Origin of the sequence: Butyrivibrio sp. AE3004 (genome assembly GCF_000703165.1) — a bacterium.
GTDB lineage: Bacteria > Bacillota > Clostridia > Lachnospirales > Lachnospiraceae > Butyrivibrio.
In genome coordinates this window covers 2,720,908-2,743,991 of record NZ_JNLQ01000002.1, presented here as the reverse complement: position 1 = coordinate 2,743,991, position 23,084 = coordinate 2,720,908, and the positions used below count along the sequence as shown (strand labels likewise).

12 protein-coding genes are annotated in these 23,084 nt (G+C 41.4%); 9 read left to right on the top strand and 3 right to left on the bottom strand.

Features of this window, described 5'->3' with window-relative positions:
• The first annotated feature begins 162 nt into the window (after positions 1–162).
• Entirely contained in the window at positions 163–4,386 is a 4,224-nt protein-coding gene (locus BV60_RS22205; protein WP_051656770.1) for an endo-1,4-beta-xylanase, read from the top strand.
• Between the two features lie 109 nt (positions 4,387–4,495).
• On the opposite strand, the gene BV60_RS22200 is transcribed toward BV60_RS22205, so the two are convergent.
• Complete coding sequence (locus BV60_RS22200) at positions 4,496–9,121, bottom strand: Ig-like domain-containing protein (RefSeq protein ID WP_051656769.1); 4,626 nt, start codon at positions 9,119–9,121, stop codon at positions 4,496–4,498.
• A 404-nt stretch (positions 9,122–9,525) separates the two neighbouring features.
• On the bottom strand, positions 9,526–10,290 hold the full coding sequence (locus BV60_RS0114790) for a hypothetical protein (RefSeq protein ID WP_029322964.1): 765 nt from the start codon (positions 10,288–10,290) through the stop codon (positions 9,526–9,528).
• A gap of 164 nt (positions 10,291–10,454) precedes the next feature.
• Between BV60_RS0114790 and BV60_RS0114785 the strand changes: the two genes are divergently transcribed.
• The 3 genes from BV60_RS0114785 to pap all read left to right on the top strand — a co-directional run bounded on the left by BV60_RS0114785 (position 10,455) and on the right by pap (position 15,062).
• Complete coding sequence (locus BV60_RS0114785; protein ID WP_029322962.1) at positions 10,455–11,822, top strand: sodium-dependent transporter; 1,368 nt, start codon at positions 10,455–10,457, stop codon at positions 11,820–11,822.
• A 170-nt stretch (positions 11,823–11,992) separates the two neighbouring features.
• Positions 11,993–13,384: a uracil-xanthine permease family protein gene (locus tag BV60_RS0114780; protein ID WP_029322960.1), complete on the top strand. Its 1,392-nt coding sequence runs from the start codon at positions 11,993–11,995 to the stop codon at positions 13,382–13,384.
• A 202-nt stretch (positions 13,385–13,586) separates the two neighbouring features.
• Positions 13,587–15,062: a polyphosphate:AMP phosphotransferase gene (gene pap / locus BV60_RS0114775; RefSeq protein WP_029322959.1), complete on the top strand. Its 1,476-nt coding sequence runs from the start codon at positions 13,587–13,589 to the stop codon at positions 15,060–15,062.
• Positions 15,063–15,123: 61 nt separating this feature from the next.
• Here pap and BV60_RS22195 read toward each other — a convergent pair whose 3' ends face one another.
• Positions 15,124–16,374, bottom strand: a complete 1,251-nt coding sequence (locus BV60_RS22195; protein WP_029322958.1) for an AraC family transcriptional regulator — start codon at positions 16,372–16,374, stop codon at positions 15,124–15,126.
• A 326-nt stretch (positions 16,375–16,700) separates the two neighbouring features.
• Between BV60_RS22195 and BV60_RS0114765 the strand changes: the two genes are divergently transcribed.
• From BV60_RS0114765 to BV60_RS0114745, 5 genes are all read left to right on the top strand, one after another.
• Complete coding sequence (locus BV60_RS0114765) at positions 16,701–18,653, top strand: ABC transporter substrate-binding protein (RefSeq protein WP_029322956.1); 1,953 nt, start codon at positions 16,701–16,703, stop codon at positions 18,651–18,653.
• A gap of 174 nt (positions 18,654–18,827) precedes the next feature.
• The gene (locus tag BV60_RS0114760) at positions 18,828–19,832 is read left to right on the top strand and encodes an ABC transporter permease (RefSeq protein WP_029322954.1); all 1,005 of its coding nucleotides are present in this window, start codon (positions 18,828–18,830) and stop codon (positions 19,830–19,832) included.
• Between the two features lie 14 nt (positions 19,833–19,846).
• A complete protein-coding gene (locus tag BV60_RS0114755; protein WP_029322952.1) occupies positions 19,847–21,091 on the top strand; it encodes an ABC transporter permease in 1,245 nt (414 codons plus the stop codon).
• Between the two features lie 19 nt (positions 21,092–21,110).
• Positions 21,111–22,154 carry an ABC transporter ATP-binding protein gene (locus tag BV60_RS0114750; protein ID WP_029322950.1) on the top strand — a complete coding sequence of 348 codons (1,044 nt, stop codon included), beginning with the start codon at positions 21,111–21,113 and terminating at the stop codon, positions 22,152–22,154.
• The gene (locus BV60_RS0114745) at positions 22,111–22,977 is read left to right on the top strand and encodes an ABC transporter ATP-binding protein (RefSeq protein WP_081846709.1); all 867 of its coding nucleotides are present in this window, start codon (positions 22,111–22,113) and stop codon (positions 22,975–22,977) included. Before BV60_RS0114750 ends, BV60_RS0114745 begins: the two co-directional genes overlap by 44 nt.
• Positions 22,978–23,084: the final 107 nt, after the last annotated feature.

Sequence of the window (23,084 nt, the reverse complement as noted above, 5' to 3'; positions counted from 1 at the left end):
GGTTTTTGTTTTGACTAAAATCCATTGGCAAAATGTGATAATAGGTTAGCATTTTTTGGTAGGCGTTTAGACAAAATATACATAATAATTATGAAAGACACTATTGTGCATATGAGGGGGATTGCAGTAAAGCAGATAAACATAAGGAGGTTGAAAAAAGGTATGCACAAAAAAATGTTGGGGTTGTCTTCGCTGCTTATGGCAGGAATGCTGACAGTGTCATCTGTGGGGACAGGTGCATTGCAGGTTCAGGCTACAGATGGTACAGGCTATGAGCTGACGGAGGATTCTGCAGAGGGAGCTGCAGAAGAAAACACTGAGGCTGTTTCCGAAGAGAAGAAGGAAGAGGCCGCAGGGGAGTCGGAAGTTTCCAAGGAGGAAGTTAAGGAGGAGAATACTTCAGGAAGCTTTGAAGAAAAGGAAGAAAGTACAGAAAAAGAAGCATCAAAGGATGCAGAGGTGACTTCAGAAGAAGGTAAGAAGGCAGATTCTGAGGAAACTTCAGAAAAGTCAGAAGATGGTACTGAAAATAAGGGTGAAGATTCATCTGAAACATCTAAGGAGAAAACCGAAGGTGTGAATGAAGAGAAGTCCGGCGAAGTAGCTGAAGGGCAGAACGAAGAAAAGACAGAAGGTCAGGAAGGTGTAAAGACCGAGGATAAGAACGAAGAAACAGAGGAAGGCCAGACTACAAAGAAGACAGAAGAATCTGGAGAAGAAAAGACCGGAACCGATGCTAAAGAAGAGACTGAAATTGGGGTTGATAATGGTCTCGTATTCTTTGACAGATGGAATCAGAGTTCTACATTTAACAGCCACCTTAAGTTTGAGAAGCAGTATCAGGAATATGTATCAAACCTTGGCGAAGCTGTTAAAACCGAGAACTTAAACAGTATCACGGTTAAAGTTTCGGACCAGGAAAATAACGTTTGTATTAAGTTATATGATTCTACATTAACAGAAAAGATGGCAAATTATAGCTGTAATGGAAAATCAGAGTATACAATCGTTCCGAATTACGATGGCGATGTACAATACGTTGCTGTAATGTCAATGGCTGAGGGCGATGCTGCTTATCCTTATAGTATTAAGATCGATTCTATCGATGTTGATAAAAAGGAAGTAGCACCTGTAGAGAACGAGAAGACTCTTGTTTTCGAAGGTGATGACCTTAAGTTCACAGATCATTGGGAAGGAACAGAGGTAGATGGCGCAACACTTGTATTCGATAAGGAGTGGCGTGAATACGGAATATCACTTGGGGAAGATATTTCCGGAGATGCTCTTAAGTCTATCACTCTTAAGACAAAAGAGAAGACAGCAAGCCTTGGTGTTAAGCTGTACGGTGAAGATAAGCAGACAAACAGCTATGTAGATTATGGTAAGAGCGGAAGCGATAAATACGTTCTTTATCCTGCTACAACTGATGTAGTAAATGAATTTGCTATCATGGCTATGAACAACCAGGATTATCCTTTCAATGTTGATGTTGAAAGAATCGAGGTTGTAGTTGACACAACACCTGAGAGCGAGAAGCCTGAAAAGGGTGTTGAGACAGATATCGTTGATCTTCGTGATCCCATGACAGCAATCCTTGGTGATGATTTCATCGTAGGTACAGCTATCAGCTACATGGAGTTTGCTGATGAGATGGAGATGGAGCTTGTAACAAAGCACTTCAACGGTGTAACACTTGGTAACGAGCTTAAGCCTGATTCAATGCTGAAGAAGGATGCGAACATCATTGATTATGATCTGAACGGTGAGACAATTCAGGTTCCTGAGCTTAACTATGAGACACCTGAGAGATATCTTGATTTCTTTGTAAAGTGGAATGAAGAGCATCCCGACAAGCAGATCAAGATCAGAGGTCACGTTCTTGTATGGCACTCACAGACTCCTGAGTTCTTCTTCCATGAAGACTATGATACAGAAAAGCCTTATGTAACACCTGATGTTATGAATAAGCGTCTTGAGTATTACATCAAGAGTGTAGCTGAGCATTTCACATCTCCTGAGAGTAAATACCATGGAATGTTCTATGGCTGGGATGTTGTAAATGAAGCAGTAAGTGACAGCACAGGAACATACAGAAACGGAAATGAAAATTCATCATGGTGGAGAGTATACAATTCACCTGAATTTATCCAGAATGCATTCGTATTTGCAAACAGATACATGGATCCTGAAATCTCACTTTTCTACAACGATTACAATGAGACCATGAGCAACAAGATGAAGGGTATCTGCAAACTGCTTTCAGATGTAAAGGCAACACCCGGTGCCAGAATCGATGGTATGGGTATGCAGGCTCACTATCAAATAGCTGCGAACGATCCCAGTATCGAGGCATTCAAGACAGCAGCAAGATCTTATGGCGAAATTGTTGATCAGGTTCAGGTAACAGAGCTTGATTATAAGGGAAGTGCAAACTCCAAGGATACGAGACTTGCAGAGAGATATAAGGCGCTTTATGACGCTATCAGAAGACTTAAGGCTGAAGGCGTTAACATCACAGGCATGACAATCTGGGGTGTTGTTGATAAGCATTCATGGCTCCAGACAGCAAATAACAACGGTGGTGGTTCAAACGGAAGCGCCAGACAGTATCCTCTTCTTTTTGATGATTACTACAAGGCAAAGAATGCTTTCTATGCTCTTGCAGAAGCAGGTGATCTTGAGCCTGAGATCAAGAATGTAACTCTTATTCAGAATATCGGCGATGAGTTTTCAGCAGGTGAGTCCTACGGTTTTGCAGAGGGTGAGACAAAGGCAGTATTCGTTCCTATGTGGAATGAAGGTGAAGTAGACGTTAAGGTTACAGTTACTGACAGCACTGTTGACGAAGCAGACAGCTTCACAGTTTATGTTGATGATACTACAGAAATAAAGGCTGTTACAGTTAAGCGTTCTGAGGCAGATGCTACAGAAGATGGTTATGAAAAAGTAGTTAAGGTTGCAGTAGACAACGAAGCTCTTTCTTCAAACAAGGTTAAGCTGGATGTTCACTACACAAATGGCGATAAAACTTTTGCATATGGCGATACATCATTAAATGCTGAAAATGGTAGCAAGTATTTTGCAGAGACAGTTGTTAAGCCTCTTCTTTCAGTAAACAAGGGAACAGTTGTTGTTGACGGAAAAGCTGATGATGATGCATGGAAGACTGTTAAGGCAGTTCCGCTTGCAATAAATGTTGGTGCTCAGGTTTCAGCTGAAGCTAAGCTTCTTTGGGATGATGAAAAGCTCTATGTTCTTGCAGATGTTAAGGACAGCGTTTTGAACAAAGATGCAAGCCAGGCTCATGAGCAGGATTCACTTGAAGTATTTATCGACGAGAACAACAACAAGACAAGCTCATATCAGGAAGATGATAAGCAGTACAGAATAAACTACGAGAATGCACACAGCTTCAATGGTACAAAGTGCCTTGAGGAAAACATGGAATCAGCAGTAGAACTTACTGAGGATGGTTACAGAGTAGAAGCTGCATTTAAGTGGACAGATATCACACCTGCTGCAGGCAGCAAGGTAGGTCTTGAACTTCAGATCAACGATGCTAATGAAACAGGTAAGAGAATAGGTACACTTAGCTGGGCTGATAAGTCCGGTAACGGCTGGTCTTCAACAGAAGTATTCGGAACAATTCTTCTTAAAGGTGCTGAAGAGACTCCCAGTGTAGAAGAGCCCGGTACAGAAGAGCCTAAGGAAGATCCCAAGACCGACGAGCCTAAGAAGGAAGAACCTAAGCAGGATCAGCCTAAGACAGATGCTCCTAAGCAGGAAACACCTAAGACTGATGCTAATAAGACAAACAATGACAAGAAGCCTGCTACTGAGAGCAAGCCTGCAAAGGAAACTGAGAAAGTTGCAGCTCTGAAGACAGCTGAGACACCTGTAGGTAAGGATCTTACATACACAGGTAAGGAGCAGGTAGGTGTTGATGAGAAGGCCGGCTTTACAGTAACAGGTAACAAGCAGACAGATGCAGGTACTTATACAGCAACAGCAACTCTTAAGGATGGCTACAGCTGGAGTGATGGAAGCACAGCTCCAAAGAGCGTAAGCTTCACAATCAAGAAGGCTGATAACACACTTACCGTAAAGGCTAAGACTGCAAAGGTGAAGGCTTCAAAGCTTAAGAAAAAGAACCAGAAGGTTAAGGTTTCAAGCGGACTTAAGGTTAAAGATGCTCAGGGTGATGTAACTTACAAGAAGGTTAGCGGAAATAAGAATATCAAGATTGATTCCAAGACCGGTAAGATCACTGTAAAGAAAGGTCTTAAGAAGGGTCTTTACAAGATTAAGGTTACAATCACAGCTGCCGGAAACGACAACTATGACACAACCGAAGAGACAGTAACATTTAAGGTTAGAGTTAAATAAGTAAAAATTTTTAATTGGTAATCCCGGTACCATTTAATTATTTAAAAATAAGGTTCCCGCCCATGGTGATTTCACCTGAGCGGGAACCTTTATAATTTAAATAGAATGCTTATTTTACCGTGATCTTGCAGGTAGCAGTGTAAGAGCCGTCTTTGGTTTTTGCGGTGATGGTTGCGGTGCCTTTGCCGGTGGCAATGACATTTCCGTTTGCATCAACCTTTGCGATTTTTTTGTTACTTGTAGACCAGGTAACATCTTTTATTGTTGCGTTAGTGGGTTTAACTTTTGCTTTAAGTGTAAATGATTTTCCAAGTTTTAAGGTCTTTTTGGACTTGTTTAGCTTCACTTTGGTAACGCGTACAGGATCCTTGACGGTTATGCTGCATTTTGCTGTGAAATTACCGTCCTTGGATTTTGCAGTGATTGTGCATTTACCGTTCTTCTTTGCTTTAATAAGGCCTGTGCTTGTTACAGTGGCGATTTTTGTGTTACTGCTTGAAAATTCTACATCAGGTACAGTTGCATCGGATGGAAGGACAGTAGCTGTGAGCTGATATGAACCGCCTCGGCCGATCTTTATTTTGGATTTATTAAGCTTAATTCCGGTAACGGCGACAGGTGCGGAAGTCTCAACTTTGCTTGCGGGTGTTGTTTCTTTTGCCTTTGAATCCTCATTTTTCTCAGCTGAGGATTTTTCTGATTTCTCATCCTTCTTGGAAGTATCTTCGCTCACTTTAGGAGTATCTTCAGTTCCTTTGGGAGTGTCTGCATTTTCTTTAGGAGCATCTTCGTTTCCCTTAGGGGTATCTGTAGTTTCTTTAGGAGAATCCTCGTTTCCTTTAGGAGTGTCTTCATTTTGCTTAGGAGTATCTTCGCCTTCTTTGGGAGTGTCCTCTTTTTCATTGGGCTCTTGTGCCGGATCTTTTTCTTCTTCCTTAGTTCCTTCTTCAGCCTTGTCTTTGACTGACGTAAATTCAATGTGAGAAAGAGTACATATTTCCGTATTCCAGTAGGAGGTTGATGCAAGGCCTACTCCGAAGGTGAGCTTGTCAGCTTCTGAAATTGTCTTAAGTATTTTTTCATAGCTTGTTGTTGAGCCGTTGATGCTGCAATTAACAGGGTTGCCGCTTACGGTCATTTCTATCCCGTCGGTGCTTATGGTTACGACAACGTCGTATGGCTTTCCTGCTTCCATTTTTGTAATCATGTTATCAGCAGACTCACCGGGCTGGTTTATGTCCATCCATCCATCAGAGTTGTAGCACAGATAAGGATTGGTCTGCATGGATACCCTGCCTCCCGTGGAGGATTTGAAGAAGCTGAAAATGCCGTCCCATCCGTTTTTGGGTGATGTGGGATCAATGTTTATTGTATATTTCAGTATTACTTTTTTCAGATTCTTTCCGTGGAAAGGATTTTCTTCTTCTGCAAGGAAACTGTTGGAGGTTAATTCCACTTTGTCTTTTGTGTAAGTAACTTCATCTGCTTCGGAGTTTTTGGGTTCGTCTTCCTTGGGTGTGCCTGATTCTTTTTCTGAAAGGTCAACTTTAGGGTCGATGGGATTGACTGTAAGTACAACGTTACTTATCGTGTTGTTTGCTGCGTCACTCCACCATGAACCTGATCCGAAATATAGTGTATCTGCGCTGTTATACAGCCATTTAAGTACATCTGTGTGGTCAGTAAGTGTTCCTGCACCGTTTTCTGTTTCAATAATAGCTTTGTCATAGCAAAGCTGGTTGTCTACATATACTTCAAAGTTAGTTGCGGTAAGGATAATGTCCACGTGAGCGGATTTACCTATGTAATCTTTTACAAGTGTATAATTATTCAGATTTGCATCGTACCATGAACCGCCTGCGTTGTAGCCAAGGTATGAACCTGAGGTGAAATACATTCTTCCGTTATCACCGCCGTTGCCCATAAATGAAAGAATTGCGCTGAGAGTGTTAATATTGCCGGTGCTCTTAGTGTCAAAGGAGATTTTTACACCACCTGAGAGATTTAATCCTGCAGAGCTGTTTTTATTAAACGGATTAGGTACTGATATTTTATTTACCAGGGCCGAACTTAAATCAATTTCTTCATCTTTGAAGTATTCTCCTACGATAAGGGAGTCGGTCTCGTTCTGTGAAAGAGGCTTGACTGTAATGGTATAGTTCTTTGAATAGCTGTAATTACCTTTGGCAATTGTCTGGGTCATTACTACATCTGTTGGTGTTGTAACCGGTGTGACTGTTCCGTCATCAGCAATAATGTCTTTGTTTTTGGATGTCCATGTTATCTGTGTATCGTAAAGACCTGTTGAAGGAAGGCTTATTGAACCAAAGGTTGATGAAGGTGCTCCGAATGTGCCGCTTGCAGCTGTCATGGCAACAGCGCCTTCGTCTGATATTTTCCCTGAACCCCAGATTGAAAGTCCGTCCTTTGATACTGCTGTGAAGGTCATTACAGGGATGTTTGAACCTGTGAGGTTCTGCGTCACAAATACTCCTTTGTATTCGGTTCCTTCAATGGTGATGGTGCAGTTTGAGCTGTTATCCGCAATTTTCCAGGTACCTGTTACTGCGCCTGTTATTGTACCATCAGGATTAAGGACAATATCTTCTGGTGTATTATATGCAAGATCTCCGTAGTTCATCTGAAAATCATGAGTGATAAGACCGTATTCACCGGCTATTTCATTTGTGTCATAGCCTGTGGCAGAGATGGTTTCACCTGCGTATTCGTAGGGGGCTGCAACAAGCCAGCCATCTTCGTTTACAAACATCTGGTGGACTCTTACTTCATGAGAAGCTGTTCCGTCGTTGAATTTTGTGTGGTAGATGAGGTAAATCTTGCCATCGTTGGCAGCTATGGCTGAGTTATGTCCCTGAGCTATTTCTGCTTTGCTCATGGAAGGCCATTGATAGTTGCCTACAATTTTTTCGCCGCGGTTGTTATTCTTATCTGTAGGGCTGTAGTTAAGTATGTATTTGTCAAATATGGCACTTGTTCCATTTTCGTCAACATAGGGGCCGTTCGGTGTCTTGCTTCTGAAGACTCTCATGTTGTAGCCGCCCTCGGGAGAGTAAAATCCGTAAGAAATGAACAGGTAGTAATAGTCACCTATATGCTCGATGTAGGGGCCTTCGCCTGATACATAGTAGCCACCTGCGATCTTTGTTCCAAAATACGGATCTGACAAAATTGATTTTCCGTAATCTTTTACTGATTCGTCTTTTTCGTAGCTTAGAGGATAGTTAACGGTATAATCTCTAAGACCTGTGTTCTCATCAAGCTCAAGTACATATATTCCGCCTGACCATGAGCCATATACCATCCAGAGCTTGCCGTCTTCATCATAGAAAACAGCCGGGTCGATGGCATGGGGCAGGTAATCTCCCCAGCTCTTATCTCTTATATGGTCGTAACGGGCGGGAAGTTCTTCGAGCTCTCCTGTTACAAATTCAAGATCGGTATTCTTGAAGCTTTTTGAGGAATCTGCTGTGGAAAAACCTGAAAAGACAACAGGTCCAACATAGTCATAGGGACCTTCTATATTATCAGATGTAAGAAGGACTATGGCTGAATTCCAGGTAGGTCCGTTTAAACTAAGGTACATGCACCATTTTCCAAGGCTTTCGTTATAGATTACATCGGGTGCCCACATATTACCTTTTACGGAGTTGCCGGAAATCCATTTGGCGATGTCGTAATTGGCAAATTTGTATTCTATGCCGTTTTCAGCTGTTATAGGTGCAGCATCATTGTCCTCAGGGGAAGATACTGCTAAAACATCAGATGTTTCAGGAGCCTTCGAATTATTGTTGACATCGTTTTCGGGTGCGGAACCGGAATTGGTATAAGCATCTTCGGCTGTTGAATCTAAATTGCTGTCAGTCTTTTTGGATGCATTATCGTAATTACCATCATCAGCTTTGGCAGTTGATTCAGTGCTTTTTGCATCATCCATGGCTGAAGACTTATTATCATCGGTGTTGGTGCCATTTTCAGCTGCTTCATTTTCAGTTGCATCTTTGCCTTTTGTATCTGAGCTTTTAGGCTCACCGGACTTATTTATCTCTGAGTTTTCAGACTCGTCGGATTTATTTACCTCTGAGATTTCGTTCTCACCTGATTCATTGATTTCAGAGCTATCTGCACTGCTTCCGGGTATAACATTTTCAGTTGCATTCTTGTTGTTTTCAGTATCCTCAATAGCTTCATTCTCAGAAACATCAATGTCAGAAAATTCATTCCCGTTAATTTCACTCCGCAAAACTATGCTGCCTGATATACTTTCAGCATTCTCTGAATTATTCTTTTCAGGAATTATGGTTATCTGCTCTGTCTTTATAGAGTTTAAACCTGGTACGTATTCACCTTCATTGTTGTTATGTTTAAACTCTTCATTGTAACTTTCTACGAAAATGCCGGATGATGGGTCATCGGTATAGATGGATGTCCAGTTCATCAGATCTGTTGATTTTGAAACTGCGAGATGTGAGCCGAACACGTAATAGGTTCCGGTATCAGAGTCATAAACAATGGATGGGTCATGAACACTGGTACGGTTGTAGGATGCATCTGCTGTTAGCTTAGATACTTGCTCGTCTGAGATAACAGTGGGTGCGTTTTCTGCCATAACTCTTAGCCCTGAATCAGGCATAATACCGGCGCCGGAAGCTGTTAATGTAACAGACATCAGCACGGTAAGAGCTCTTTTTAGGCGTTTGCCGGTTGCTTTTTTCATATTTTTTATACCCTCCTTAAATCTTTGCCAGACAAACGGTAACCCCCTCTGTAATAATATCCGTCAATCTGTATATAAATTGTAATGAAACGATATCATATTTGTGAATAATTGTCATTAATAATTTAATAAAAAGATGAAATAGTTTATAAGATAATAAAATATATTGTGAATAACACGCATAATAAGGTGTATATATACAGAAAAAATAGTAAATATGCATTGAAATTTATAATAATCTATAGTTGTTTAAATATTGACAAAATAAAAGAGCCATCACTGTAATATTAGTGATATGCTCCATACATTTTGTATTCTTGAAATTATAGGTTCTTGTGGGAATTTTCCTTATTTTGATCACAAGAAGTCATTATTATTTGAATTCTCAGTTTTTTGAAATGTAGTTACAGACCTTTATATTTTCTGGATAAATAAAACGAGAATCCTGCGAGTCCTGCGGTTTCTGTGAAGTGATAGATAACAGAGGTCCAGACAATGCCTATTTCCTTTCCCATAAAGAGGATGGTCTGCATCTGGAAAAGAGCAAATGCAAGCAGGAATAGAACGACGATTGTAAGGGACATGAGCTTTAGGTAATTGTCCTTTAGAAAGATTCCCGTTGTTACAACGCCGAGAAGAATAGCAGTCAGAATTTCCAGATATTTAAATCCGTGTGTCATATTATAGAAAAGGATAAACAGATTATGAGAGCTGTCCGGTGTGATGGCAAGCATGGCAGACAGAGTTCTGATGAAGCGCTTGTACATAATGGATGCAAACATATAGAGCATCTCCGAACCGATGAAGATTACGGTCCAGAGCTGTAGAAGTTTACTTATTGACGAAGCGGTGAGATCAGGAAGGTTACTGCTGTTATATTCTATCTGAAGAAGGCGCATGGCTTCTCTGTCTTCCTTGGGGATTTTTGAGATATCGCGATTGAGGAGTGTCCATGCATGATAAAAAATAGCAGCTGTTCCGATTATATTTACTATGGAACCTGCTATCTGGATCATCCAGTAGGAACTATCCATCATATCGGGCGATATTGATGAGACCTCCCGCATGAAAAAGCGGAACAGGGAGATAAAAAAAGTCACAAGTATCTTGAGCATCGCTACAAGCAAAATTGATTTTGAAAGATAGTGGCGTGTTTTATTAAGATACATACATGATTTCCCCCATTTAAATTAATCATAGTCAGCAAAGTGGTGTTTATCAAGTAGAAAAATTATGTAAACAACAATATGATTTTTTGATATAATAAAGGGTCTGAATTGCGATTATTCAATTGCATTCGGAATTATTATTGAATTTGTGGGAGGTTTTTATTTTGGGACACGAACATCGCAGTTCATTTTCCGGAAAAATCGGATTTGTCCTTGCTGCTGCAGGAGCATCGGTAGGACTTGGTAACATTTGGAGATTTCCATATCTCTGTGCAAAGTATGGTGGAGGAATGTTCCTTCTGGTGTATATTCTTTTGGCTCTTACCTTTGGATATACGATGATCATTGCTGAGACAGCGATTGGTCGCACCACTAAGAAGAGCCCTGTGGGTGCTTTCAGAAATCTTGGTCAGACTAATGCCATGAGGCTTGGCGGATGGATTAATGCAATTATTCCCATGCTGATTGTTCCATATTATTCGGTTATCGGTGGATGGGTTTGTAAATATCTGTTTGAATATTTCAGAAGTGATGTAAATGAAATAGCAGATGCTTCATTCTTTACAGGATTTATAACAGATGGTTTTGCATCAGAAATCTGGTTTATCATTTTTACTGTTATGGTACTTGCTGTAATCTTTATGGGAGTACAAAACGGTATTGAGAAGGTTTCTAAATTCATGATGCCGATACTGGTTGTGCTGGCTATTATCATCTGCATTTATTCAGTAACACGCCCCGGTGCACTTGCCGGAGTTAAGTATATGCTTGTTCCTGATTTTAAGCACTTTTCATGGATGACAGTTGTTTCAGCAATGGGGCAGATGTTCTACTCATTATCAATTGCTATGGGTATTTTAATAACGTTTGGTTCTTATGTTAAAAGGGAAGTAAGCATTGAAAATTCAACAAAACAGGTGGAATTTTTTGATACAGCCATCGCTATACTTGCGAGTCTTATGATAATTCCTGCTGTCTTTGCTTTTTCAAACGGAGATCCAAAGACGCTTAACGCAGGTCCTTCACTTATGTTCATTACCATGCCTCAGATTTTTGCAAGCATGGGATTTGGAAGAGTGATCGGTATTTTGTTCTTCGCACTGGTTTTGTTCGCTGCACTTACAAGTGCAATTGCTCTTACTGAGAGTGCGGTTTCAACCTTTGCTGATGAGTTTAAGTGGAGCAGAAGGAGAGGAACGGTTATCATGGGAGTTATCATGATAATCCTTGGAAGTCTTTCATCTCTTGGAAACGGACCGCTTTCGAATGTGACTATATTCAAGATGCAGTTCCTTGATTTCTTCGATTTCCTTACCAATTCAGTAATGATGCCTATAGCAGCATTTGCTACATGCATCCTTGTTGTTTACCATATGGGAGTTGAGAAGATTGAAGAGGAAGTTATGCTTGATGGGCATCCTTTCGGAAGGAGAATTATTTTCGGATTTATGATCCGTTACCTTTGCCCGCTGTTTGTTATCATTATTCTGTTCAGCTCCGTGGCATCAGTTTTGGGACTTATCAGTTTCTGATATTAATAGTGGAATTTTAATCTTTTAATACAAATATAAGCATGCTATAATCATTAGGGCTTCAAGGGCATAACCCTTTGGAGCCATTTTTTTAGCAAAACCAATTAACGAGGAATTATCAGAGTTAATGGAGTTTGTTGATTATGTGCATTTAATAGGAGGAGAATGAAATGGGAGAAAAAGGTAAGGCGATTTATGATGCGTCCACGCTTGGCCCTCGTAAGATGGCGATTCTGGGACTGCAGCACATGTTTGCGATGTTTGGTGCAACAATTCTTGTGCCGATATTGGTAAACAGCTATTTTCACGGGGAGGGCCTTTCAGTTCAGGTAACTCTGTTCTTTGCAGGTATTGGTACGATTTTGTTCCATTTGTTTGCAAAGATGAAGGTTCCTGCATTTCTGGGTTCATCCTTTGCGTTCCTTGGCGGATTTGCAACAGTAGCAGAGCTTAAGGCCGGTAAGTTTGCTGACATGACTTATGGAGAAAAGCTTCCCTACGCTTGCGGAGGCATAGTGGTTGCGGGTCTTCTGTACCTGGTTCTTTCATTATTTATAAAACTGGTTGGTGTAAAGAAGGTAATGCACTTTTTGCCGCCTGTTGTAACAGGTCCTATCATTATCTGCATCGGGCTTTCACTTGCACCTTCAGCAGTCAGCAATGCATCTGTTAATCCGTTCCTTGCTATAATTGCCCTTGCTGTTGTAATCATTTTCAACATCTGGGGTAAGGGAATGTGGAAAATCATTCCTATTCTTATGGGTGTTGTGATCTCTTATGTGGTAGCGCTGGTTATGCATCTTGCAGGTTTTACAAATGTGGATGGAAGTGCGATCCTGAACTTTGAGCCTATTGCCCAAGCAAGCTGGGTAGGACTTCCGCCTTTTGTGATCGCAAAGTTTGATCTTACAGCTATTCTCGTAATGGCACCTATCGCACTTGCTACCATGATGGAGCATGTTGGTGACATTTCAGCAATTTCAGCAACTACCGGCAATAACTTCCTTGAAGATCCGGGCCTTCACAGAACTCTTTGGGGTGACGGCCTTGCAACAGCACTTGCGGGAATGTTCGGCGGACCTGCTAACACGACCTACGGAGAAAATACAGGTGTTCTTGAGTTATCAAAAGTATATGACCCCAAGGTGGTAAGACTTGCAGCGGTTTATGCTATTGTTATCAGCTTCATTCCCAAGATTACCGATGTTATCGGAACAATGCCGACAGCTATAATCGGTGGAATAAGCTTTGTGCTTTACGGAATGATCTCAGCAATCGGTGTAAGAAACGTAGTTGAGAACAAGGTTGATTTCACAAAGTCAAGAAATCTTATCGTTGCAGCAGTTATACTTGTAACAGGACTTGGCTTCTCAGACGGACTTACATTCACAGTGGGAGCTACTTCAATAACACTTACTTCTCTTGCACTTGCAGCTATTTTCGGTATAGCGCTCAATGCTATTCTTCCCGGAAATGATTACAATTTCGGTGAGAACTATAAAGGCGATATCAACCGCGGAGTAAGCTTCAATAACGTTGATGACGAAGAAAAGAGAGCTTAAAAACGGAATATTAAACTTTTATAAACAAGATTATGATGACACCGTGTATGCTATTATTAGCATATACGGTGTTTTTTTTAAGTAATCACTTAGCGAGGTTTTTCACGAGCTTAGTGTACTACTTAGTTCTGGCGAGCGAATGCGAGAGCAGAACTACCATATCGCTTAGCGAGAAAAACTACATTACAAAAAAGGAGGCCATATGCTTAAGGATTTTGTTGTAAGTGAGATACCGGATGAGGAAGAACTGAAAGCAAAGTTGAAGGAAGAGCGTGCCAGGCTTTTTAATTCTCAGATGAAGATTAAAGAAGCCGGTCTTCCGGTTATGGTTCTCTTCGAAGGCTGGAATGCTGCAGGAAAAGGCGCAGTTATCGGTAAAGTCATAAGGAATATTGACCCCAGATTTTTCAAGGTGGCAACACTTGATCAGGAGCCAAGCGACGAAGATAAGAGATATCCTTTCCTTTACAGATATATTAAGGAAATTCCGGAGGCGGGTAAGTTCAGGTTTTTTGATACCTGTTGGATGGAAGAGATAATGGATGGGGTTCTTCAGGGAAAAATTGATGAAGAAACCTATGTGAACAGGGTGAAGTCTATAAATGTAATTGAGAGGCAGCTTTGCGACAATGGGTACCTTGTGGTGAAGTTTTTCATGAATATATCCAAGAAGGAGCAGAAGGAGCGCCTTGAAAGCCTCCTTAGCAGCAAGGATACCAGCTGGCGCGTTACGGATGCTGATATTAAGCAGAATAAGAAGTATGATGATATTCGTGAAGTCTATGACAGATACTTAAATGACACCAACCAGTCAAGGGCACCCTGGTATATTATAGATGCGAGAGATAAAAAGTATGCAGAACTTCAGGTATTGCAGTACCTTAATCAGGGCATAGATACTGCTTTAAAGAACCATTCGCTAAATGTCCCTATTTTGCAGAATACTTTTCCTATGGAAAAATTGCCGAAGCTTTCGGATATTACGCTAAGCGACAAGTTCCTTACGGATGAGGAGTATAAGATTCAGCTTAAGGCTCTTCAGAAGGAACTCAGGGAGCTTGGTAAGAAGGTTTACAGAAAGAAGATTCCTGTTATTATCGCCTATGAGGGCTGGGATGCTGCAGGAAAGGGCGGAAACATAAAGAGGGTAACAGCGGCTCTTGATCCGAGAGATTACGTGGTTGAGCCTATCGCAAGCCCTGAGCCGCATGAGAAGGCAAGGCATTATCTTTGGAGATTCTGGACAAGGCTTCCTAAGACCGGTCATATTACTATTTTTGACAGAACCTGGTACGGTCGTGTAATGGTTGAGCGCCTTGAGGGGTTCTGTTCTGAAAATGACTGGCAGAGAGCCTACAATGAGATAAATGAATTCGAGAAGGAGCTTTCCGACTGGGGAGCAGTAATTATAAAGTTCTGGGTTCAGATTGATAAGGATACGCAGTTGTCACGTTTTACAGACAGGCAAAATACTCCGGAGAAGCAGTGGAAGATTAACGATGAAGACTGGAGAAACCGGGAGAAGTGGGATCAATATGAGGTCGCAATTGATGAAATGATTGCCAAGACCAGCACTACTTTTGCTCCATGGCATGTGCTTGAGTCTGTTGACAAGAAGTATGCCAGAATTAAAGCATTGCAGATTGTTATAGAAGAGATAAAGAAGGCATTAAAATAGCCCGTTACGGTCCGCAGCCTCTTAGAGGTTGCGGACCGTTTCAGGCTAATGGAAAGGCGTTTTAATTGCTTATTGCACTTTTTTGAAGTGCCTGCTCTCTATATTCCTTGGGAGTAACTCCCGTCTTTTTCTTGAAGATACAGTTAAAATAGCTCTGTGAGCTGAAGTTTAAGAGTGTACTTATTTCAAGATATGAAAGCTCAGTGTTTGATAACAGATGCTTAGCTTCACTTACTCTTAGATCCTGCATGAAATCAGTGATGGAAGAGCCTGTTTCCTTATTGAACAGTGCAGAAAGATATTTCGCTGAAATGTGAAGCTCCTTTGCAAGTTCGTCAAGGCTTATCTTATCGGGCAGACGCTCGATTATGCGCTGGATGCATTTGTTGGTCATGGGTGAATACGAATCACTTGTATATTTGTTCATATCATGTGTGTTGCGGGCGTATTCGATAGCACATCTTTCCACAATCCGTGATATGTTTTCATAGCTTTTTGCATTAATTAGCTTTGCTGAAAATTTCTGAAAGCGGCTGTAACAGGAGACGCTATCATTGCCGCTTTCATGGGATGCGATCCTTGCCAGGGTAAGGAGTTCTGCTGCTCTTACCTTGCAGGCCTGTACCGAGGCTTTGTTGGGAAACAATACTTCAGAGGCATGCTCGTCCTTGAACATGGAATACAACTGATATGTATTTCCATTGGAAACATATACCTGGAAAAGGTCCTCGAGTCTGCAGATTTCAGCAATATCGGAGATGTCGATCTTGTCTGCATCTACCGCATCGTTATCGAATTCATTGGTATCCTGTGAATATTTTTCGATGACAGCAGAAATGCTCTCTGTTTCAAAGGTAGGCGGAGCCACTTCTATTACCTGTTTTAGGAAATTGGTTATCTCCAGCTTAAAATCCTCAACATCCATCACGGGAAGAGCGCGAGATAATATACGTTTTTGCTCTGCAAACAGATTACCGCTGAAATTGAGCTCGGGCCATACTTTTTCCGTGGGATTGATCGTAAGAACCGGGCCGATAATCATTGTATATGCATTATGTTTGCCGGTTGCATATGAAAATTCGAAGTACATTACATAAGGATTGTCCAGATTCAGATGATAACCTTCTATAGAATGTGCAAGCAAAAAATTCCTCGCAAGAGGGCGCACACACTCAAAAAGGTTCAGAATTGCAGCAGTAGAAAAGTTGGTAAAAGCTACATCAAGATTCTGGTCGAAAAACCAGATGGGAATCTTCTTTTCCTGATAATAACTCTCCAACCTCCATTTCACCAAAGATGTGTTTGTCTGCATAAAAAATCTACCTTGTCCCCTCAAAACGTCCCAAACGCTCCCAAATCATTCATAAATTAGTAAGAAAAATACCAATAAAAGTTTACATTAATATGAAAGAAAAAACAAATTAATTGAGCAATTTTTGTGAACAACGCAAGTTTTCATTGTTAAAAGTGACACAATATATCTAGTTAAATTACGATTAAATGTGAAAAGTGAACAAAAGTGGATATTTTTTTATGGATGTGGAATTTTTGATATAAACAATTATGAACATTTTATTAAAATTCTATTATCAAATTATGAGTTACAACTCAAACGACAAAACGAAAGGGAGGTAAGTTATGAAAAAGAACTTACAGAAGGTAATGTCACTTCTGTGCGTATCCGCATTATCACTTTCCATGCTTGCAGGATGTGGCGACGGATCAAACAGTGGTACAACAACAGAGGCTCCGGCAGCAACAGAGGAAACTTCTACAACAGAAGAAGCTCCTGCAGCTGAGGAGAAAACAGAAGAAGCAGCTGAAGAAACTACAGAAGAGGCTGCTGAAGAAGAGACAACTGAGGAAGCAACTGAAGATACAGCTGCTGCAGACGGTGAATCAACACCCAGAAACGAGACTCTTTACGAGGCTGGTCAGCAGTGGGGAACAATCAATGACTGGAATCCTATGTCAGCAAACTCAAACAACGGTCTTGCACTTTCAGCTAATGAATCTGCCCGTGAACTTGTTTATGAGACACTTTTCATGTTCAACGCTCTTGACGGTAAGCTCTATCCCCTTCTTGGATCAGAGTACGAATGGAATGATGATCAGACAGAACTTACAGTAAAGCTTAATACTGACGCAAAGTGGAGCGATGGTTCTGCTTTTACAGCTGAAGATGTAGCGTACACATATGATACACATGTTAAGTATCAGTCTTCACAGGGTGCTGACTTCTCTACATACATCGATTCAGTAGAAGCTGTAGATGATGCAACAGTACTTATCAAGGCTAAGGTTGAAGGCGGCAAGGCTATTAACCCTCTTAAGGTTACATCAATGCTGAACACAATGTACATGATGCAGAAAGCTTATCTGCAGACTGTAGAAGAGAGAAACGGCGAGGATGCTGATAAGGTTAAGCAGGATACAATGGAAGATCTTGTACATACAGGTCCTTATGCTCCTTATATCTCTAACGATCAGAAGGCTGTTCTTCAGAGAGATGATAATTATTGGGGACAGGCATCTTCAATGTGGGGCAAACTTCCAGTTCCGAAGTATATCGCTCATACAATTTATAAGGACAATGCAGCCGGACAGGTTGCTCTTTCACAGGGCGAAGTTGACGTATGTCAGCAGTTCATCACAGATGTTCAGAACCTTTGGTTAGAGGATCAGCTTCCGATTTCCACATGGCTCGATGATGCACCTTATGGCGCATGCGAAGTAATGCCTTCAATGTTCTTCAACACAGAGAGAGAAGGACTTGACCAGAAAGAAGTTCGTCGTGCAATTGCTATGGCAGTTGACTATGAGCAGATCATTGCATCCGCTATGTCAGGCCAGTCACCTACATTTGACGAGTATCCGAGATCAGTTGTAGGACCTACAGACGGCGAGAGAAAATATGTAGATTTCGATGCTATTGCAGATCTTCAGTGGAAGAACGCAGACGTTGACGGCGCTAATGCACTTCTTGACGAAGCAGGTATCAAGGATACTGATGGAGATGGAATCCGTGAGTACAACGGCAAGAACCTTTCCTTCAAGGCTGAGTGCCCTACAGGATGGTCAGACTGGAACGCTTCAATGGAAATCGTTGCAGCAGCAGGTGAGAAGATTGGTATTGATATCCAGACATACTTCCCTGAAGCTTCTTCATTCTATGATGATATGACAACCTGCAACTTCGATATCTGCATGTGGTCAACACCCGGCGCAGGTGTTATGAACCCTTACTCAAAGGGAATGTTCTACTTCTCAGAAGAGTATGCAAAGCTTGCATCTAACTGGAGTGGTAACTTTGGTCACTACATGAACGATGACGCTGAGAAGATCCTCGAAGCTTTACCGGCTGAGACAGACGAAGCTAAGCTTAAAGAGTACTACACAGAGCTTTCAAGAATCCTTCTTGATGAGTGCCCTGCAGTTGCTCTTATGTATCGTCCTACACTGTTCTACGCAGTTAACGAGTCTGTATGGACAAACTATCCTGCAGCTGATGACGGAAGAAATATTCCTCCGACAGACTGCACAGATGGTTATGGTATTGCAGCTCTTTACGAGCTTGAGCTTGTTGAATAATAAGCAGATTTTTAATAAGTAATTTAAAGTGTTGGGGGCTGCCGTTATTGGCAAAATCGCCGATAAAGGCGAGCTGTCAGGAACGACAGCCCCTTTTGCGCTTTAAAATAGGGTGAAAACAACATAAAAGTAGTAGTTAACCGGCGCAAATTTGCAGAAGGGAGGTATTTCAAATTGAAAGGCTATAAAAAATATTACGGTCAGAAACTGTTCTGGTATTTTCTGACTCTGATCTTTGCCGTAATCCTCAACTTCATTCTGCCGCGTCTGATGCCAGGAAATCCTGTTTCCGCTATAGCATCAAAGGCAGTAAGTGGTATGACGGATTCAACGGCTATCCAGAAGGTTTTAAATGATTATGCTACAAAATTCGGTATCAATGAGCCGATGTACAAACAGTTCTTCATGTGGCTTGGAAACGCGCTTAAGGGTGACTTCGGTGTTTCCTTCAGCCAGTATCCCAGACCTGTTTCCGATATAATCGCAAATGCTGTATGGTGGACAGTTTGCTTACAGCTTCCCGCAATTATTGTTGGATGGATCCTCGGAAACATTCTCGGAGCGATTGCCGCTTATATCAAAGGTGCTTTTGATAAGGTAATCCTTCCTATCTTCCTCTTTATTGGAAATATCCCGGCATTCGGTATGGCAACAGTTCTTCTTTATCTGTTTGCAATTAAACTTAAGATTGCTCCTTCCTCAGGTGGTTACGGATATGATCTTATCCCGAATATGAGCTGGACATTTATGAAATCGATTATCGCGCACTACCAGCTTCCTTTCTGGTCAATCGTTCTTATCACGATCGGCGGTCAGGCGATCGGTATGCGATCAATGTCAATATATGAGTTAAATGCGGATTACGTAAAATACTCAAGATTCCTTGGTATCAAGGACAGTAAGATTGTAGGCTATGTGTTCAGAAACGCGATGCTTCCTCAGATCACAGGTCTTGCACTTTCACTCGGAACAATGATGGGTGGTGCTCTTGTTGCAGAGATGGTATTCTCCTATCCCGGACTTGGCATGACACTTCTTTCAGCTGTAAACGGTCAGGATTATCCGCTGCTTTCAGCTTGTACACTAATCATCACAATCATGGTACTTATCGCCAACCTTGCGGTCGAACTCCTCTACGGTGTTATCGATCCTCGAGTTAAGGCTAACCAGCAGGATTAAGGAGGGAATGAAAAATGAAAAATACAATAAAACAAGTTTTCCATTCCGGAAAATTCCTGTTAGGCTTCTTTATATTTATGTTCATACTGCTTACAGTTCTGATCTATCCAATATTTGTAACTGCTGATCCGCTGCAGATGATAGGTCAGGGTAACTTCTTTAAACCGGGTACCTACGTATCGGTTGAGGAGGCAGCACTTGAAAAAACCTATACATTGCAGGTACCAAAGCAGTTTTCAAAGCTTGAGATGGTACTCGATGTAGACACAAGAGCAAGTATTCAGGATTTCCTTATCAAGCAGGCAGGCGTTGCAGAGTCGGAAATTGATGTAACAAATGCTGAGTCACTTGTAGAACAGTGGAAAGCAAATTATGACCCGAATACAAAGTATAAGGGACTTACAACAGCTAAGAGAAAAGCACTCAGAAGATTAGACAGCCAGATTACAGCTGCAATGAAGGATTCGGGTGTCATCATAGCTGAAAAGGATGAAGAGGGTAATCTTCAGCAGAGCAAGGTTATTAAGGATACAGATTATATAAATATGAAGGATGTATCCACAAAGACCTTCCTGCTCGGAACAGATAACTTTGGTCGTGACGTTCTTACAGAGCTTGTTGCAGCTACAAAGTCTTCCTTAAAGATTGGTCTTCTCGCAGGACTTATCGCTACTGCAATTGGTCTTTTACTTGGACTTCTTGCAGGATATATGGGCGGACTTGCTGATAATATTATCATTTTCATCACAAACCTGTTTACGGTTATTCCTTCCTTCGTAATCCTGATCCTCATTTCCTATTCAGTAGGTGATAAGGCAAGAGGTATTGCAATGGTTGGTATAATCATCGGTATTACATCATGGCCCTGGACAACACGTTCAGTTCGTTCACAGGTAATATCACTTAGAAACCGCGATCACGTTAACCTGTCAAAGCTTTCAGGTCACAGCATGTTCAGGATCATCTTTACAGATATCCTTCCTTACATTGCATCCTATGTTGTTATGGCTATGATCCTTCAGATTTCCTCAGGAATTCTTGCAGAAGCACAGCTCTCAATGATAGGACTTGGACCTGCAACAACAAAGACAGCTACACTGGGACTTATGATGCAGTGGGCAATGCAGTACTCAGCACACTTAAACGGCTCATGGTGGGCATACTTCCCGGTAGTAATTTTGATAGCTCTGATTTCATTCTCACTTAACCTTATGAACACCGGAATGGATCAGGTATTCAACCCGCAGCTTCGTGATTGATGAAAGGAAAAGGTTAGTTATGGGAAAAGTAATGCTTGAGGTAAAAAACCTCAAAACTAAATATATAACCAGATTCCATGAGGATGTGTATGCGGTTGATGGTGTTTCTCTTAAGGTAGAAGAGGGTAAATCACTTGGTATTGCCGGAGAATCCGGATGTGGTAAATCAACACTTGCACTTTCTCTTATGGGATATTATTTCGCACCGCTTCATTATATAAGCGGAGATATAATCGTAGACGGTCAGACAATTTCTAATATGAAGCCGGATGATGTGCGTAGAAAGATTCTTGGTAACGAGATCGCATACATTCCTCAGGCTGCTATGAATGCTCTGAACCCTACACAGAAGATCATCCGTTTCATTGAGGATGTTATCCATGCTCACGGAATCAAGATGACCAAAAAGGAAATCTACGATATGGCAAGAGAGCGTTTCGCAGAGCTCGGTCTTCCGGAGGAAGTTCTTGAAAAGCATGCGGTTGAGCTTTCAGGTGGTATGAAACAGCGTACCGTTATTGCTATATCCACGATCCTTTCACCTAAGGTACTTATTGCGGATGAGCCTTCATCAGCTCTTGACGTTACATCTCAGAAGATGGTTATCAGAATGATGAGACAGCTTATGGAAAAGGGCTACATCAAGTCCATGATTTTCATCACACATGAGCTTCCTCTTCTGTACAACGTAACGGATGACATAGCAGTAATGTATGCAGGTCAGTTCGTAGAACTGGGAACAGCAAAGGAGATGGTATTCGACCCGATTCATCCTTATGCTAAGGGTCTTATGGGATCAATCATCGTTCCTGAGGAAGGTATGAAGGCACACAATCTTACAGCACTGCCCGGAACACCTCCGAACCTTAAGAATCCTCCGAAGGGATGCAGATTTGCACCCAGATGTAAATATGCGGTTCCTACATGTACCGCTATGGCACCGGATGAAAAGGAATTTGAAAACGGCAGATGCTATCGCTGCCTGATGTCAGTAAGAAAACTTAGGGAGGTATATTCAAATGGCAACGAATCAAAACCAGAGCCAGAAACAGAATTCGACTGATAACAAAAAGCCGGCTCCGAAGCCTTGCCTCTCTGGTAGGGGACTTACCAAGGTGTTTGGCGTAGGTAAAGTTCAGACAGTGGCAGTTGATCATGTTGATTTCGATTTCAACGAAGGCGAGATTATTTCAATCGTTGGTGAGTCAGGAAGCGGAAAGACAACTCTTTCTAAGATGCTTCTCGGTCTTATCAGTACAACCGAAGGAACAATCGAATATCAGGGAAAACCCCGTGATATAAGCACAAATGCCAAGAAAAAGGAATATTGGAAAAATATACAGCCTATTTTCCAGGATCCGTTCTCATCCTACAATATCTTCTATAAAATAGATGCGGTTTTGGATGACTGCTTAAACATGAGAGGTTTCAAAAATCTCCCTGAGGAGCAGAAGATACAGATGAAAACTGAGGCCTGCAGCTTCGTAAACTTAAAGTATGCAGAACTTACAAACAAGTATCCTTTCGAGCTTTCGGGCGGACAGATGCAGAGACTTATGATCGCGCGTATCTTCCTGTTGAAGCCGAAGATCCTTATGGCCGACGAGCCTACATCCATGATCGATGCCTGCTCAAGAGCTACAATCCTTGATATGCTCTTAAAGCTTCGTGATGAGATAAACATGACTATCATTTTCATCACACACGATATCGGACTTGCTTATTACATCTCAGATAAGGTTTATATCATGGAGCATGGTAAATTTGTTGAATCGGGTTCTGCTGAGGAGGTTATCATCAATCCTCAGGCTGATTATACAAAGAGACTTATCAGTGACGTACCTAAGATCTATGAGAAGTGGGATCTTGATACAGTTGTAAATTAAAGGAGTTAACACACAAAGGTTAACGAAGTGTTTGTTATCTTATAAAGCTTTCACCATATGGAAAATATCATTTGGTGGAAGCTTTTTTTATTAAATAAGGAAATTAC